Below are 17,815 nucleotides of genomic sequence, written 5' to 3'. Positions count from 1 at the left end.
GCTAGCCGCCTTGCAGGTTTGAGAGTGCGTCATGCATGCGACGTTCGAGACGCGCCGCCAGATGCTGCTGGATCAACTGGTAGTTCTGTACAACCTCGTATGTGTAGCCGTGCCGTTCGGCCACTTCACCTTGCCTTTCCTCCAGAGCCCGAACGGTCTCTGCGATGCCTTCGCGCCATTCGCGATAGTCTTCGCTCATCGTCTGCTGCTCGATCGTTGTGCGAGCCTGCAGGGCTTGCTCCATCGAATTGCGCAGAAACTCAGTGAGCAGCTCGATGGCAATGTATTCGGCAAGCTGAGGGGTATCGTTGACTGCCAAGGCGCCTTTATAGGCGTGATTGACAGACAGGATCCGGTAGATCGGAAGGGATGTGGCGTTCAGGAAGGCCCGCTGATCGGCGTTGAGCGGTTGATCGGCTTCGATCGAATCGAGAATCCCGTTGATGAGGTTCGACACGCGGGCAAATAGCGCTTCATCATCCGAGATGTTGGCGTTCCCGCTGGACAGGCCCAGACACTCATCGTGTTCATCGCACTCGTAGATTGGCATCGCGCCGCCGGCGAACAATGCGTCCTGCACCTCGCGATTTCGAGCCAAGGGCGGATACCACCGATATTCGGGCCCTTCGTTCGCTGTAGCGCCTTCCAGGATAACCACGGTCCCCGTCAGGCTCATGAGGAACTCGGCCGTATCTGCCGATCCAACAAAAGAGGCGTCTTCCGTCAGCGCCCGCCAGGCGATGTTGACGTTCAGTGGGATCCGCGCCTCGGTATCGCTATCCCTCGGGCCTCGCGCGCCGCCAGTTCCGCACTGGTGTCGCGCTTCGACCCAATCAGCGAACATGCCCTGCCGGGCGCCGGCGGACTGGCAGATGTGTTCGGACGCCGCGTTATGACGAGGCCACATCCCCTCGACGAGATTCTGCGCCGACTCGCATGAGTTGATATTCATGGCGTTGATTTCCTGCGCGAGCAGCTGTGCGTCTGCTACGGCATCCTCGCACATCGGGCAGAGGGTCTTCAGGGCGAGCGAGAATGCAACACCCTGGGCATTCGCGGCCAAGGCCCGTAGGTGGGCAACCAGCTGGTCAGCGTTGATGAACGAGAAGCCGCCCGTGAAGATGTCGATTCCGCCGCACCCCGACCGTATGGACGGTGCCGTCATGGACATCACCTGAAGAGTGTCCTGCGGGGCACGGTACACCAGCGAGCCGCCGGTGAAGTAGCCACCCTCCTGGCCGATATCAGCCCGCGGGCCGGTGACATTGGCATTGGCCTGTACGCCATCCCAGAAGTCATCGAGCTCGGCGGAGACTTGTGCAGATGCACCTGTCGTTACCGAAAGGCTCGCTATCGCGAGGCACGCGATGGGAAGAAGGCTGGAGGCGCTCAGACGGCGTGCCTTCGCAGTGTACCGTTGTGGTCGATTGATTTTGCCGGACATCAGAAATCCTCCCCGGGCTCACGTGTCATGGTCACAAAAATTCGCTCTGCCAGCTCCTGGCCCGAGATCAGCCCAAAGGTGATCCAGTGCGGGGTGTCCGTTTCGACATCGAGGAGAAGCACGGCGGGTACGACGGCCTGGCGGCCTTGCAGGAGGCGGCTGAACTGACCCGTATCCGGCCGGGCGTCCGGAAACGCCGGCATCGGACCGCCATCCACTGAAATCGCCCTGACCTCAACGCCAAATCGATCCGCGAATGCCCGCAGTACCGGCGAGAACCGCTGACAATACGGGCAGTCCGACCGATAGAAGTAAAAGAGTCCGTATCTGTCGGAGAGATCTTCCAGCTCGCCGGCCATTTCGTCGGATCGCTGATCGAGCCACTCGTGGCGCGCGTACTGGGCCATGGGCCGCTCAGTCGTGTAGTCCAGCGACGCGTCTGACCAAGTATTGCGCCGCCATCGGTCGGTGAACATGGCGCTGCGTTCGGTCATGTCGTACTGCAGCTGCTGATAATACAGGACGTTCTCTGGCGTCGGATTGAACGCTGCTATGAGCCGCGCTTCTTCGATCTCCTGGACGTAGGCGCGGGCCCGTTCAAGCTGCTCTTCGCGCGACGTCAGCTCTGTGGGGGTTTCAGTTGGATCCGCCGGCGCACCCTCCTCTTCTTCCGGAGCAGGCCTGGAACAATAAAACCAGTGGCCCAGCTCGCGCTCATCGCAGTAGAACCGCGATCCTGTTGCCGATGGAGCCTGGGCCTCTACGGCTCCGCAAACAGCGAGCATCGCCCCCAGACACGCCATAAAGCTCGTCAATCGCGTCATTGTCCGTCTCCACCGCCTGACATGTTCGTCGGCTCTCCTGTCGAATAGAATTGCCCCAACCGATCCTGGATCCGGGTCACCACATCCCCCTCTCCGTCCGGAGAGAAGGAATCGGTCACGTCGCCGAGCACTTCACTGAAGTCGACGTTCGACAGATCGAGCTGCGAGAATTGCTCTGGCGAAAGGCCGCCGCACTGAGGATTCCTCGGATCGCCCCAGCCCATCCCGAGCTGTTCTCGACCCTGTTCATTGATGATCCGGGCGAGCTGGCTTCCGAAGCAACAGGAGGTGCGCATGCGCTTGCGGCATCCGAACCAGCCACGCTTGGCGCAATACCAGCCGACCTCCACGCACAGGCCTTCAGCCGTGCGATGCGCGAGCTCTTGCTCCTGCTCGTTGCAGCTGCCGCCCAGCCAATCAATGGCGATGCCATCTCCACCGTTTGAGCAGCAGTTCTTCCAGATCCCGGTTTTATGGCAGCGCAGATCGTCGCCAGACATCAGGTCCAGGCTGGATCCGTCGGGCACGCTGTCATGGGCCTGGCTCAGACCGGCGAGGCGCGCGAGCGCTTCAGGCATGTTCGTCGACGGTTCGTGCTCGACCTCGATACAGTTGCCGTTCAAGCAGGAAATCTCGCGTTCACACACCTCCTGCGTGATCTCGCTTTCTGTCACCTCTTCACACTGGTAAACGCGCTCGACACTGCGGCAGTTCTCAGACGGCACTTCGTCCAGGCAGGTCTCGTGTGAGAACTCGCAATAGTCGGGTGGGTCGCAGTCCGTCAGGATCTCGCCAACGCCTTCACAGATGTAGGCAGTCTCGCGCGCCCAACATTCTTCGAACACCTCCTGCCCACCGATCAGACGAGAGCCCGCCCCCTCGGTGCAAACCGTTTCCTGCGGCTCGCAGTCAAGGTCTTCATCACTGACATCCGGACAATCGGCTTCCTGCCATTCCCCTTCCCCAACTTCAGTCACCGTGTCGTCAGGTGGGCCGGCGCCGTCGACAAGATCTTCGCACATATACTCGCGCTCTCGGCGCACGCAGCCAGCCGGCTGCGCTTGGCACTCAAAGTCCAGCCGGTTCCGGATGCAAGCGTTAGTGATCGGATCCCGCTCGAGGCACGCCGAAGCCACCTGCTGACAGGTATCAGGGATCTCGCACGTCGATACGTCGCGGTACTCGACACACTGAAACCGGCGCTCGCGCATCTGACAGCCATTTACGAACACATCGCGCTCTGGCTCGAACTGAGAAATCCAGGGATCCCGGACGGTCCCGCGCCAATCGAAATCGGTTACTGGGCGCCCATCTGCCCAGTTATCGACGCAGACCGGCTCCGGCTCCTCAACACACTGGTCATTGCCGGCCGGCGGGCAGTCGTCCGCGACCCACTCTTCATCGACGATCGTCGCACCCATATCGGATGGATCGCCGGCGCCGGGCACCTCATCTTCACACCAATAGGTGTCCTCATTGACGGCACACCCGCCGGACTGATCTTCCCCCGGGCATAGGTACTCATGTCTCTCGCGCAGGCAGCTCCCATCAAAGTCCCGTTCTAGGCACTGGCTGGCGACAAATGTACAGCCCTCGGTCGATGTGCAGCCAAACGGTTCGACTACGGCGTCACATGTGTAGTCCTGGGTCAGTTCCCAGCAGTCGGCTGTCGCAAACACGCCTGGTGCGATTTCCCGCTCCCGAGGCTCGCTATCGGTGCAATAAGGTGCGCCCGTCTTTTCGCACCGCGGCGCATTGTCGAGCTCTTCGCAACCGACCCAGTTCCAGCTTCGCTGACCTGGTCGGTAGACGATCTGGGTCGGAGCTCCAGCACCCAGCTCGCCCTCACATCGCCAGAGATCTGACCGCTCAGTACATCCCTGAGAATCGTCCCCCACAGCACACTCGTATCGGCGCTGCCACCGAACACAGTCGCCAGCACGATTGGAGGCAACACAGGTCTCCTCCTCCAGCGAACAATCGCCCAACTCGCCTTCACCCGGCGTGTCCGGGTCGTAGTCCGGATCACAAATCTGCGGGTAAAGATCACAAACATTCTGATCAGCCCTGTGATCTGGTCGGCAGTCTGTACCATCGCCATATACAATGTCCGGATGGCAGATCGTATCCTCTTGCGAAACCTGCATCTTTGCGCCGACCCGACCGCGCAGACCCGCCAAAGAAACCGTGCCGTCTGACGTAAACCAGGCAGTGTCGCCATGGATCCGCGTGGAGCCGAGTGCCGCATACTGTATTTGTGGAGCAGCCAATTCGGCATGGCTGGAACCGCCAGAAGTCCTGGCTTCGAACTCGCCACACGTGTTCACCGCTTCAGCGACTTCGCAGTCGTATGTCACCTCACGCTGGATACAATCCGACGGAACACTTGGTAGCGACAGATTGTCCGCTGAAATCCGCCAAACGCCGCCTGCGCCGAGAATCTCATTGGCGTGCCCAGAGCCTTCCGTGACTCCCTCCAAACCGAGCAGTGCCGCAAGTGCGGGATCTGCAGCGAGCTCCGCGGCCGTAATCACCGGGTTGATGCGCACAGACCCACTGCCGATGCAGCTTTCCGATACGGCGATGCACGATCCTTCCGGTCGATGGGCGATGCAGCTTTCGTTCCAGCCCCATGGCGATTGTGCCGCGACCCACATGCTCGTCGGATCGCCAGCCGCCGCAACGAGGTTCTCACATTGGAAAGTGACGCCCCGTGCATTGCATCCGCCGGAGCCATCATCAACCTGGCAGCTATAGGTGTTCAGCGTGGTTGCGCAGCTGCCATCCGCTCCATGAGCTTCGCATACGGTTGCAACAAGATCGCAAGCCGAAAATCCAGTACATGTATCAAGCGGTGTCTGTGTTTCGCAGGTATACGTGCGTTCCTGCTCCCAACAAGGCGCTGTGATCGACACACCGTCCACCGTTCGCGTCGTTGGCGTTGTATCGACACAACGTGTCGACGACAGGGTGCATCCCACGTCGCCCATGTGGGCTGTGCACGCACTTTCGTTGAAGCCCCCCTCACCTGCCGTGCGGATCTCACGCAACACCGGTCCGACGCCACTCGTCTGGTTCTCACAGCGATACTCGCCTGTGAAAACATGACAACCTCCGGACCCGTCATCGACTTCACACACATAGCGCTTCTCGGTCGATGCGCAGCTGCCGTCCGGGTAGGTTTCAGCGCAAACCTCTTCCTGATACTCGCAGCCGGCGGGAACAGCCTGACACCCATCAAACGATTCATAGGTGGTGCACTGGTAGCTGTAGTCCCACGCCCAACAATCGCGTGTTACCTGCAAGCCGTTCAGCGTCCGTGTCGCGCGTCCCTCCGTGCATACGGTGTTCGTCAATTCGCACTGCGCCTCCTCAAGCTGGGAGGCCTCAGCGGAATTGGTCAGTGTCTCAGAAGCGATGTCCCTTCGAGTGTCGATCGGCGTCCCGATCCCACCGACATAGTCCTCGCATAGGAAGTTGTGCTGATAGCGGTGGCAGCCGCCAGACGGATCAGCCTCCTCCCGGACCCATTCTTCTCGATACAGCCGGCATGTCCCGCTATTGTCGCTCCAGAGGCAGGTGCGGCTTTCGCGCGTCGCGCCGGCCGGAGGGTTGCATGTATCTACCGTCTCCTGGACATCACAGCTGTAGACGTCTTCCTCTTCCCAACAACTCCGGGTTACCGACAGCCCGTTGATGGTTCGAGTGCCGCTTCCGTCCACGCACCTCCTGGCTGTGCGCGTACAATTGCTATCATTTGCATAGCTGGCGCAGGCTGATCGATCGTACCCATCGCTGACGATGTCTCGGTGCTCCTGAACCACCGGGCCGACCAAGCCAACACGATCCTCGCAGCGGAACCGGTCAGTGAACTCATGACACCCACCCGACGGGTCTGCCTCCTCGCGAGCGTACGTCCTGTCCCACAGCCGGCATGTTCCACCGCCGTCACTCCAAACACACTCCTGGTCCTGAAGGCTGGATCCTGACGGAGGATTGCAGGTGTTGATATTCTCCCGCCGTTCGCAGGTATATGTACGTTCCTGCCGCCAACAATCCCGATAGACCTGTAGGCCATTGATCGTGCGAGTGCCGGCTCCCTCCACGCATCGCGTCGAGCTCAAACTGCACGAACCGCCGCCAAGCGCCGATGTGGTGCACGCCGAATTGTCCCAGCTCGACCCCGTGACTTCTCGGCGCACACTCGTGTGGGACAGGCCTGACACCTGGTTTTCACACCAAAACGTATGCTCGTAGCGGTGGCAGCCGCCTGACGGGTCCGGCTGCGGAACGCGGTATTCCCGCTCGGTGAGGCCACAGCTGCCGCCATCATACCGAAGGCACCGGTTCCTGACATGTTGCGCATTGCCCGGTGGACTACAGGTGTTGACCGGCGTCTCGGTTTCGCAAGCGTATGTCCGCCGCCACGCCCAGCAGTCCCGATAGACTTGCGCGCCATTGATGGTTCGGGTCTCTGCGCCTTGAACACATACACGTGCGACCTGCGTACAAGCATTGTACTGGTTGCATGAAGAGGAATTTATGCTGTCGGATGTCGCCGGCTCGATCTCGGTTCCAGTCCGTCCGCTCACCGTGGCCTGCGTGCAGATGTAGTTCTGCTTACATAACCGGAAGCCCCCACTGCCTGTGCATGATGGCCCACCATCAGCCGTGCAACCGGCTGAGATGTAAGGCCCGGAGATATTGCTAGGAACACCAGGCTCGTCCCACCGTTCCCGATAACCCAGGGATTGGTGCCGCCAACGCCGTGTGACTGTAACCTGCCGATGCTCCCAACAATTGTTGTTGGTCGTGGTCAGTTCGGTCCCGACCCGGCAGGTGTAGGTCTCGAATACACCTGGAGATTCTTGCGTGCATCGGCGCGACGCCTGAGTGCAGCCGCCAGTCGCCTGCAGCGTGTTCAGCGCGCTCGTGTCGACCCACCGGCTCCCATTCCAGTTGCTGTCCGCGCGATACTGATAGTCGGCATCGACTGTAACGACGAGCGGCCGAGAACAGGTCTCTTGCTCATCGTTGTTGCGCCAGCCAATCCGGCATTGATGATAGCTGTAAACGCCGGGCGAACCTTCCGTGCAGCGCGTGCTTTCCTGGACGCAATTGTACTGACGGAGGCGGTTGTGCTCCCAGCTCGGTACGAAGCTTGAACCATTCCAGTCGCGGGTCGCCTCGTAGGAATAATCTACGTCTACCTCGATATCGCGAGGCGCTCGGCATGTTTGCTGATTGGTCTCAATCCGATAGCCACGCTCGCACGTGTGAGTCGAATAGACGCCCGGGCTCTCCGTGACACATGACGTCGCGGTCTCTCGGCATCCCGCAAAATCGTCGAGAATGTCTTTAGCCCGGTCATCAACCCAGGTGTTCGTCCCAGTGCTGAAATCGCTATAACCAGCGAAGATGTAGTCCACGTCGACAGTGATCGCGAGACGACGCTCCAGCGTCTCGTTTTCAACGACGGCCCTCTCACCATACCTGCACGAATAGTCTTCATAGCGAGACGGCGCCGGCGTGGTGCAATTCTCGACCAGAAAGTCACACTGGCTACGAAGCGTCGAGCACCCCGCGCTGTCTTCGAAACGTTGCGTTGCTGGGTTCCAAGTCCTCTGGCAGCCGTAGACATAATCGACGTCGATCGCATGCTCGAGCGGCAACCTGCAGGACCGGCTTTCCGATCCTAACGACACACCCGTCCTGCATTGCTCTTCGACGAACACCGGCTCTCGCGGCAATTCGCAGAACTCTTCGTCCCGGCTGCAGCCTTCTGCCGCGTCAAGTGCTGTGCAAACCGGATCCGATTCCCACAACCCGGTGTCTTCGTTGAACACTTCTTCGCAGTCGTAGCGGAAATCCAAATCGACAGTGTGAAGACGATCCTGCACGCAGGTTTCTTCTTCCGAGCTGAGCGCCTCCCCGATTTCACAAATCCGGTCTTCCAGGTTCGCTTCACCTGGAGCGTCACAGGTCCACCCCTCCACCTGCTCGCAGCCGAAGACGAGCTCCTCACACAGCTCCTGATTGACGAATTCCCAGCGGTTTTCACGAACATCGTACCGCTGCCGGCACTCGTACATGTAATCACGCTCTACGGTGATGTTGAGCTGGGCGCGGCACTCCTCGGCCGATACGGTCGCGCCTGGACCTTCGTAGCAAATGAGATCCTCAAATACAGGCGGACCGTCCTCGATGCACGTCGTGTCGGTGCGCTCGCAGCCGTCTGCGAACTCAAGGGCTTCGCATTCAGGCGATAGAACCCATCGCCCATCTTCCCACCGCCGCGTGCATTCATATTCATAGTCTGCGTCAAGCTCATATCGCCGCCGCTCAACGCACACCTCGTCAGTAACGTCCGCCGTGCGCCCGTCTTCGCACGAGTACGTCGCAGGTATGGCCTCCTGCTCTTCCAAGCAGCTTTCGTCAGTCTGCTCACAGCCAGGATCGTCCTCAAGCGGCTCACAGCTGCCCGACCAATCATCGTTCGTCGTCGGCCGGTCTTCTTCGCAAGTGTAAACGTAGTCGTCGTCAGTTGGATGGACGAGGATCTCCGTGCACACCGGCTGCTCTATCTCCCGGCCATCGTCGACCGAGCAAGAGTATGTCGTCCTGTTTACAGACTCACGCGTCTCCGTTTCTGTTGTGCAGGTAGTTGGAACCGACGGATCCATATCCGTGACGTCCCAAGGATTGCCCTGGCCATCAATGAGGCCCGACACCCAATCTTCAAACCCCGGATCGCCAAACGTGTTCCCCGAAATGCCATTCATCAAATCCTGCAGTGCAGGATCTGCCAAGGCGTCGTCCAGTGCGCCGGGGTTCGCTTCAAAGTCCGCAAACTCAGGTGGCAAACCATTCGTCCCGCCCAGGTCGCTCGGATCAATATTCAGGTTGCCAAAGTCGACATTAACCCCACCGACGCTTCTGGCCGCAGCCGCTGCATCGTTGGATCTTGGATCGTCGAAATCGAAGCCTACACGCGACCCGCCTTGACCCCCTACCGTAATACCGGTGGTGGGCTGAGTGTCATCGTCATTCGATGAGCCCGCGGCCGCACCCGCCGCCGGCGGTTGTGCGGAAGCCGCTATGCCTGAACAGGCTATCAGCGCAAGGCTGAAAAAAATGCTCGATAAGGTCGTTCGGGTCACGGGGCGTCCGCCTACAGTCTATCGCTCGCCGAACTGCCGCTCGACGCGCTGTTAGAAAAGGCGGCCCGCTATATCCCCGGGGGCCAACAATCATTGTCGATATTTTGTCGAACAAAGCAACCCTGTAGCAGGTTTGCCATTCACTGCGCAGGCATTGCTGGTGCATCTTCGCCGAACAATTCCAGCGCTGCTGAAATCGATATATTTCCGCGCACAATGTCATGCCGCGGTGCCTCTACCACGCAGCCCAAGCCGCCGCAGGGCTCGACCTGGTGGTCAGCATAAACAATCGCAGGAACACGATCGATGCCGAAGGCCTGAAAGGGCCGCGGATCGATGGCCACGCCGCCGATCGTTTCTTGGTCGAAAAGCTGGATTATGCGTTCCTGCGTACGCGCGAATGAGTTCCCAACAAATCCGCGAATAACCACAACCGCGCCCACTTCGTAAGCCTCCCGAACATATCGCTGAAGTGCGTCGTCAGGCATGCCTAGCGACACAAAGACGTACACGACCGGGCCGGAGTGGTCCGGACCCATAAGGTCCTCGGGATGAAAACCCTCAACATCCAGCATGTCAGCGGCTTGACCCATGCCTTCGATGAGCCGTTCGCGTGTGACGTCCGCGATCTCGGATGCCGACTGGTTGGATCGCGCCAGGTCAAGGACTTGTCTGGCGAAGGCCTCGGCGTCTGCATCGAAGCGATCACTGTTCGACTGGAGAATGTCGCGCGTCTGCTCAGCGTCCGTTCTTTCCTGCCCCACACCGCTTCCCGCGCCGGGACCGATTGCTACGACCAGCGCCAAAACCGCACGCTTCCAGAAACCACTCCCATGAATGCGATACGCGACGTCCAGCAATGCGTTGCCAGCCAGCAGTGCAATTGCCAATGCGATCATCAAATCCGGCAAGGAACCATGAACCAGGCCGGATGCGACAAGCCCGGCAGAGGCGCCCAGGCCTAGCCAGGCCGGCAGGATCCGACCATCCACGCCAATCGCCCGGACAATATCGATCGCAAGTTTTATAGAGCGCAGCATGTTCGCTTCCTCCAAATAAGGAATCCAATGTCTTCGCCCTGCATGGGAAAGGCCCGGCCACTCTCGTAGACCGGTGTGGCCGTGCCGGCTCGCGGGCAGGTACCAGGGCCGGCCGTGTGTGCCGTCGGATTGACCAGCTGATACCGATACTGATCGCGGGGCCAAATCGGGGCCAGCTGCTTCTGGCAGATGGCGCTGGGCCCGGACGTCCGCCAAGCGAGGAGTTGGCGGTGGAGTTTGTAGGTCATCCGCTCGGCGGCGAGCGCAGCGCCCTGGATCCGCGTGACTTCTGCAGGAATGTTTCCGTTAAACGGATAGACGCTGCCATGGCAGCCGGCGCACCAGAACATCCCGGGAAAGTTTCGACCGGTTGTCGAAACGGCTGCGCAGTCTGCCGCGCAAGCCGCCTGTGCGATCGGGTTTGCGAATATGGCGGCTTCCGGATGGATCAAGAACGACAGCTCGTCATCATTCCAAAGCGGGTCCAGCTCCGACACGTACATCACGTCGAACGACGCCTGCTCCACACACGCAGCGTCGGCGAGAAGCTCAAGCCAGTAGAGCAGCGGATAAGCATACCAGTGCACGAAATATTCCGATGACTGGTTGCCGCCGCCGTTGGGACCGCCAATCCCCTTATATCCGATGTTGAATCCCGGCGAGATCGTAAGTCCGCCGATATTGACGAAGCACCACGGGTCCTTTGCAACATCAGCCAGACGAACCGGTTCCCAAAAACCAATGGCCACGCCGATGCGAATGAACGGAGGCGCTGCCATCGGACAAAGGCAAATCGGAGACGCGAAATTCTCCGTATCCGGATGACTCCCTGGGACGACTGTGAAAGCGCCCACTGTGAGCGGAAACAGGCAGTCCCAGCAGATATCGGAAATGGGGTTGACGAACCGCCCGTTGCACGTGTCCTGCGCGTCCGCTCGACCGCCACTCCAGAAAACAATCGCAGCAGCAAATGCTACCATCATGACGTGCTTGATCGTGTTCATCGCTCGACCTCGTCAGCGCGGCCGCGCCATTGAGCGGGGCCATGTTCGGTGACACGAACACGCGTGCCTTCCTGCTCGAACGACGCCGGCACCGCGCGTACACCCAGCCTCTCCACAAGAAAGCCGGTTTGATCGAAAAAGAAGCGGACCTGATGCTCGTCCATGAGCTCGAGCGGTGCGCCACGAACCAGGATGATCGAAACATTTCCGTCATCCTCTCGATACCGCTCCAACGCCCAGGCAACCTGGTCGTCGTCGTCGCCGTCGATGAACACGTATCCCCGGCGCAGGGTCATCGTTTCGAGCGGGTTCACCTGCTCACCAGCGCGCGCGAACACCACCCCGTTGTGATCGGCATAGTCCTCCGGAACCGTGACCGTCGGGTCGTAGTACCAGCTCCTGGTCTCCTCAGCGTGCTCTACGAAATCCACAGGCGCAGGACGCCGAACATTGCGCTCAACGCGCGCGGCGAACTCTTCGTTCATAGTGTCTAGGTCGCCGCTGTCTTCGGCCGCCCTCAGACGCTCCTGGATCCAAAGGAGAAGATCAGGCTCAGCGATCTCGAACGTCTCACCCATCGTGCCGAAATCATCAGCAACGCCCGGCGCGATCGAACCCGCCCAAGCAAGCGCAACGCTCGCTACTAGCCTCAAGGCACCGGTCTTTCCTAAAACCATCGTCAGTACCCCCCTTCAGCGGCGTGTAGGATCCGAGTCTCTGCAAGATCCGTCGACCTTAGAGCCCCCAGTGCTTTCGAGAGGCGATCAGACGAACGCAGCCCGCGCGGTCTCACCCTGACCAGGTCAATTCCCGCCATGTCGAACACTTCGTTGACGAACGCGTCTCGTTTGCGCGTCGCACGACGGTCATGGCTTCGATCGTCCAACTCCAGTGCGAAGGCGGTCCGGCCGGTCGGATCGATCACGACAAAATCAACGTGTTTCTGTGCAATGCGGCCCAGCGCAGCCATGCGATCTCGCTGCGACAAGAAGGCCGAGCGCACTTTGACCAGATCCGCGATCCGAACTTTTGGACAGACGTGTCCATAATGCCCGACCAGACTGACCAGCTGGTCAAAGCACGCTTTCTCAGCTGGTGACAGCAGTCCAGGACCGGCATCGTACTCGAAGCCTCCTGTCCTACGGGTTCTTATTCCGCGAACCGTCTGCCAAAGAATTGCAGCAGCGGCGGCTACTCCCAGCATTCCGATCAAGGGGGCAAGCTGTTCGAAAACCACCGTCACCCCCTACAAAATCGGATAGGCGCGGCCGACAATCCGCTCGATCGGGATCAGTCCGATCTCTTCATAGCGGCTGTCATACGAGTCGATATGCGTACCCGCGACGTAGACATATCCCTCCGGGATTACTTGTGGCGAAATCGCCACCAGGGCCCGCCCATCCTGAGAGACAGGCTTCGCCTCTCCCACGAAAACACCAGCGACATAAACCCGCCGCCCCTGCACCTCGATCCTGTCGCCAGCCACACCGACAATTCGTTTGACGAACGCACCATCGTAATAGGGGTTCTCCGGAGGATCGAACATTACCAGCTCACCGTTCCGAGGCATAACATCGGCGTCCGCCAGGAATGCCCAGTGTGGCAAGCTCTCCGTCATATTCAGCCCGAACGCCCAGCGATCGCGCGCATAGCTAAGGGCCACATAACCTGCCGCGATCACAATGACCGCATAGACCAGGCCGATCCGTTTCCAACTCAAAAACTGAGACTTCCTGGTGAAGAGCCGGTCCGTCATCTTTGTTCGCCGATGCTGGCCAGCGCACGGGCATGGATGACGTCCGTCACATCCGTCATTTCGTCCTCTCCGCCCACGACTGCGGCACTCAGAATGACAATCGTGTCGGTGTTTCGGGCGAAATCATCGGCTGCCGCATTGGCGGCGGCGAGATAGCGGGACGTCATATCCCCAAGGGCGTCGCCGCTCGCGCCGGATTCGATGGCCATGCCAGTATAAAGATTGCTCAGGCGCTCGAAGTCGACGATCACAATCTCGTCCTGTTTACGGCTGACAGCCATTTGAAGCGTCACATTCCAGACGACGATCCCCACCAGAGCCGCAGCGACACCTACCTCGATCAACATGCCGGACTTCCACCACGGCGTCGTTTGCCGCTGGGCGTCCCGTTCCCTTGCCAAGTCCAGTTCAGACATCGGGCTCCCCCTTTTCCAAACGCGATGGCCGCGCGTGCCAGCGCAGCCACGCAGAGATCAGAACAACAGCCGCGAATATCGGGCCCGCGACCCAATGAAATTGCTCGCGGGCCTCCGACGGTGCATTGGCGTAGTGTGTGAAAAAGTCGCCGGCGAGATAACTCACGAGCGGAAAGGAAAAACCCGTCAGAACAATCAACACTAGCCAGCACCATCCAAGTGCCGCCGCAACCGCATCCACGAACCAGACGGTCGTGCGAAGACTCATTCTCAGGCCCAGCAAACGGTTCATGTCGCGGCACCTCCTCTCGCCATTGCCTCTATGACATCTGCCAGCGGCCGCCCCTTCGAAACTTCGCGCTCGATCGCCGCAAACACGGCAGGTGATGACGAGAAGACCGTCGCCGAATAAGGATCTAGTACCAGTCGGCCGAGCATCCTTATTCCTGGTCCGAAGATGATGAGCTCACTGTATTCGCCAGGGCTCATTTTCAGACTCTTCACGACATGGAGGTTGCTTTCGTCGACAGCCAATCGGCGCGACGTTTTCAAACTGTCGACCTCTTCCTCGGTGATCCGCAGAAGAACCTTCCAGTCAGAATTCTCGAACGCGGCCTTCGAGGCGTCATTGACGTAGTAATCATTAACCCCTTGCGTACCGGTAATGAGCGCTCCGCCCTCTTTGCGGGCGCGCCGGGCAAAGCCTTCGATGAACTTACCCGCTGGCCCATTTCCCAGCATCTGCCAGCTTTCGTCGATCACGACCATCTTGCGTTGTTCGCGCCCGCCAATTCGCATGCGTTCAGATATCTGGAATAACAAGCACAGCACGATTATCGGCCGAAGCTCCGCTTTCGCCTCAAGATCGGACATCTCGAATACTGTGAACGGGTTTTCGAGCGACAATGTCGCTGGACCGTGGAAGAAACTTCCAAATGTCCCGCCGCGACAAAACGGGTTCATCGCCCTGGCCATCCGAACACCGAGTGCACTGCCTTCCGCTTCAAGTGCCTTTTGGACGTCCGTTACCGACCCTTCTGTACCCAGCTCGGCGAACACCTGAGAAACAACGCTGTCGATCAAACCTGTCTCTTCACGTGAAGGGCGATCGTCACCGACCGCCATAAGTGTCACGACTTGATTGATCATATTGAGCGCGGCCATGAGATCGTCGTCGCTCGGATCGCCCTCCATCGCGATCATCGAAAATGGGTTGAGCGAGACCGCTTCATCGGCTTTGAAGACGACGTGTTCGCCTCCCATGATCTTGCAGAGCCGTTCGAACGATCGACCGTCGTCGATCACCATTGCGTGGTGGCCCTGAGCCAGGCCGTCCACGACGATGCACTGCATAAACACCGACTTGCCCGAACCAGACGCGCCGACTACTGCCATGTTGTGATTGCCGTTACCTTCATTCTGAAACGGCGAGTAGAAAATCGGCTGACCAAGGCGTGTCATCAACAACGTCGCCGGCAGACCGCTCGATCGTGGCTGACCCTGCAGCGGCGCCAGCCCCGGCATCGAACGAGTCGTCGCCGTTCGCATCAGCTTGAGCTGATGCAGGTCCTTGTGAAAATTGTCACCGAAACCCATCGGAAGCGATGACAACATCACCGGCAGATGGCAGCAGTCGTTGCGTTCGAGGTCAAAGCCCCGCGTGCGATAAAGCGACCGCAACGCTCGTTCCGCTTCCTCACCGCGGCCTTCTGGCGCCTGTATCATGATGGAGTAGGAAAACTTCACCAATCGCGCGCCGTCCTGAACCTGACCGTTCACTGCAGTCCATTCGTCCGCTTTCTCGATCATGTGAGGAAACATGGACTTGAACGGAGACTTATATTGCCGAGCAGCGCGCTGCGAGCGCATCTGCGCTTCCAGTTTCGACGCTTCAGCACTGCGATAACTGATCTTGAGCGTAGACCACCACGATCCCGAAAGACGCAGCTGATCCCCCACGAAATCGCCCAGCAGTGACGCCATCAGATTCTGGGATCCGCTCTTGGGAAACCGGCTGGCGGTGAATGTGCGGATGTCCTGTCGCGTCGTGAACGGCTCACGCGCGCTCAATGGCCCATCCAGATAGTTGGCGACACCAAAATTCGTGCATTCGCTCACAAGGTGCGATCGGTAGACTTCCAGGCATGTATCCGCACGCACCATTTGATCGCACAGAAACTCTGCGGGATTGTACAGCATCGGCCGGTTTCGCGTTTCCCGCCCCATCGAGAGCCAGCCATTCACCAACGACATCAGATCAGACGCGTCCATGTTCCGACTGGCGACACCGAGCGTCTTAAGACCCATCGATACGCGCTCACGGACTTCCTTGAGCGTTTTGATTGTTTGTTCGCTGTTGCGCTTTTTCTCCATCGAGACCGAGATGAAGACCCGATAGTCCCGCGCAAAGAACGGACCCGTTTTCGAGCCGGACGACCAAATCATCCGCCGCATATTCTCGGCGCGGGCGCGCCCCATCTTCTCCATCACGCCGCCCTGCTTCACGCGCGGATAAGCCCACCGTTCCAGCAGGTCGCCGATGTATGGTGATGCATACGTACTCACCTGAACCTGAAGGTCGTCAGGGAAGCCTTCTTCGAACAGACCGCTAAGCACCGAATCCATTTGCTCTGTGCCGCCGGTGAGAGGTGACAACTCAAGCACCCAGCCGATGCTGTTCAAATTCGTGAAGATCTTGCTTGCACCGGAGTAGCCGCGATAGGGAAGGAAGCCCGCGATTTGCGCCGAGGTGCCCTTATGGCGCAGGCCATCGCTCGGCAGCGCCTGCTCGAAAAACAGCGCAGCCATGGCATCCAATGCCGCGCCCGCGCCGCTTTTCTCTAACAGTGAATCGATCCGGTCCCACGCCGATCCGGCCATGTCAGGAGTCCCCCTCCTCTACGATCGGCTCGCCCCAGGTGTCTTCGCCAACAGGCGCGAAGACCGTTGTCGGGGCGTGGTAGTGACCGTCGTCATCCACCCATGCCAACATAGAGACCCGTAATACGTGTCTGCCGTAGAAAGTCGGCCGATCGGCCCCTATTCCGCCGGCCGACAGATGAGTGCCCGAGGTAATCCTGGCCTGTCTGTCCATCCGACCCTGGTAGACATCATTCTCGTGAATCGAATGACAGGTAGACTGGCCGATGGCTCGGCAGGACCAGTCGCCGGAAACCGACGACTGGCCGGGCAGGAAGCTGCACCCACCCGTAAGGGTGAGCGCAGCCACAGCAAGAATGACGCGACCGATCATCACGACGCACTCGCCCAGGCCAGCACGGTCGCCGCGGGCGCGTAGCCGCCCTGGTAGCGGCGGCCGTCTTCGTGAACCATTGTCGGCGTGCCGCGCATCCCGAAGGATTGTGCAAACGCCGTGTTCTGTTCAACGATGCCAGCATACTCAGCATCACACTCTTCACGCGGCCGGGTCACGCCGACATTGCCGCCTGCGTACATCTCGCTTGCCGCAGCTGCGCGATCATCAGCGCACAGGACGAGCCGAGCACGCTCTCCGCCGCCGCGACCGAGCCAGTCGACGAAGTATTCGCGGATCTCATAGCCTTCGATCGACGCGAACTCGGCATGTAGCCGCTGACAATAAGGACAAGTCAGATCCGCGAAAACGTGAATGACCGGAAGATCCTGTCCGCCGTTGTAGACGACAGCGTTTTCGATCGGCAGCGTCACATCGACAGTGCTGAGCTCAGGCCCGAAATCATTCTGCGGCGGCGCCGGCTGAGCGGGCTGCCGAACGGCAGTCCCAGCGCTTCCGGCAGCGGCCGCGACACGCCGTGTACCGGTCAGTGCAGCAAATCGCTCCAGTTCCTCCTGGCGCTGCGCAGTCAAGTCGATCCGCTCATGCAGGTCCAACATGGATCCTGCGAATGCGTATCGCCCCGTTCGGTCCACGTAGAGAACGGTGTCTTCGATCAACACCTCGCACACGTCACCACCGACGCCGCAATCGACACTCGTCACATTGGCGCCGGGTATCACACTGCCAATGCTGGCCCGGATATCATCGGGTGAGGCTGAATCGAGAGAGCTCACGAGGCTCCCGCCGACAAAGCCCAGGACGCCGGTTACGGCCGCCACCAGAATGGTCAGATTGCGGCCGCCAAGAAGAGGCTTGGCATTGGCCGCGGATTGGTTGTGAGTATCTTCACTCATG

Annotated in this window: 12 protein-coding genes; all 12 read right to left on the bottom strand. The window is 59.7% G+C overall.

What is annotated here, in order from left to right:
- Position 1: 1 nt before the first annotated feature.
- Positions 2–1,444, bottom strand: coding sequence for a conjugal transfer protein TraH (locus PKE71_RS15420; RefSeq protein ID WP_271187893.1), 1,443 nt, complete (start codon positions 1,442–1,444; stop codon positions 2–4).
- Positions 1,444–2,268: a conjugal transfer protein TraF gene (gene traF, locus PKE71_RS15415; RefSeq protein ID WP_271187892.1), complete on the bottom strand. Its 825-nt coding sequence runs from the start codon at positions 2,266–2,268 to the stop codon at positions 1,444–1,446. The genes PKE71_RS15420 and traF overlap by 1 nt, the downstream gene beginning before the upstream one ends.
- Positions 2,265–9,428, bottom strand: a complete 7,164-nt coding sequence (gene traN / locus PKE71_RS15410) for a conjugal transfer protein TraN (RefSeq protein ID WP_271187891.1) — start codon at positions 9,426–9,428, stop codon at positions 2,265–2,267. The genes traF and traN overlap by 4 nt, the downstream gene beginning before the upstream one ends.
- A gap of 140 nt (positions 9,429–9,568) precedes the next feature.
- Complete coding sequence (trbC, locus tag PKE71_RS15405) at positions 9,569–10,468, bottom strand: type-F conjugative transfer system pilin assembly protein TrbC (RefSeq protein WP_271187890.1); 900 nt, start codon at positions 10,466–10,468, stop codon at positions 9,569–9,571.
- On the bottom strand, positions 10,453–11,472 hold the full coding sequence (traU, locus tag PKE71_RS15400) for a conjugal transfer pilus assembly protein TraU (RefSeq protein WP_271187889.1): 1,020 nt from the start codon (positions 11,470–11,472) through the stop codon (positions 10,453–10,455). Before traU ends, trbC begins: the two co-directional genes overlap by 16 nt.
- Complete coding sequence (gene traW / locus PKE71_RS15395; RefSeq protein ID WP_271187888.1) at positions 11,469–12,149, bottom strand: type-F conjugative transfer system protein TraW; 681 nt, start codon at positions 12,147–12,149, stop codon at positions 11,469–11,471. The genes traU and traW overlap by 4 nt, the downstream gene beginning before the upstream one ends.
- A 2-nt stretch (positions 12,150–12,151) precedes the next feature.
- Positions 12,152–12,676 (bottom strand): DUF2726 domain-containing protein, encoded by a 525-nt coding sequence (locus tag PKE71_RS17660; RefSeq protein WP_373878824.1) that lies wholly within the window; start codon positions 12,674–12,676, stop codon positions 12,152–12,154.
- Positions 12,677–12,718: 42 nt separating this feature from the next.
- On the bottom strand, positions 12,719–13,228 hold the full coding sequence (lepB, locus tag PKE71_RS15385) for a signal peptidase I (RefSeq protein ID WP_271187886.1): 510 nt from the start codon (positions 13,226–13,228) through the stop codon (positions 12,719–12,721).
- The gene (locus PKE71_RS15380; RefSeq protein ID WP_271187885.1) at positions 13,225–13,644 is read right to left on the bottom strand and encodes a TrbI F-type domain-containing protein; all 420 of its coding nucleotides are present in this window, start codon (positions 13,642–13,644) and stop codon (positions 13,225–13,227) included. Before PKE71_RS15380 ends, lepB begins: the two co-directional genes overlap by 4 nt.
- Positions 13,637–13,936 (bottom strand): hypothetical protein, encoded by a 300-nt coding sequence (locus tag PKE71_RS15375; RefSeq protein WP_271187884.1) that lies wholly within the window; start codon positions 13,934–13,936, stop codon positions 13,637–13,639. The genes PKE71_RS15380 and PKE71_RS15375 overlap by 8 nt, the downstream gene beginning before the upstream one ends.
- Positions 13,933–16,524, bottom strand: a complete 2,592-nt coding sequence (gene traC, locus PKE71_RS15370; RefSeq protein WP_271187883.1) for a type IV secretion system protein TraC — start codon at positions 16,522–16,524, stop codon at positions 13,933–13,935. The genes PKE71_RS15375 and traC overlap by 4 nt, the downstream gene beginning before the upstream one ends.
- 372 nt (positions 16,525–16,896) lie before the next feature.
- The gene (locus PKE71_RS15365) at positions 16,897–17,814 is read right to left on the bottom strand and encodes a DsbC family protein (RefSeq protein ID WP_271187882.1); all 918 of its coding nucleotides are present in this window, start codon (positions 17,812–17,814) and stop codon (positions 16,897–16,899) included.
- Position 17,815: the final 1 nt, after the last annotated feature.

It is taken from the genome of Maricaulis virginensis (assembly GCF_027922185.1).
GTDB lineage: Bacteria > Pseudomonadota > Alphaproteobacteria > Caulobacterales > Maricaulaceae > Maricaulis > Maricaulis virginensis.
This window is presented reverse-complemented; position numbering and strand designations above follow the sequence as displayed.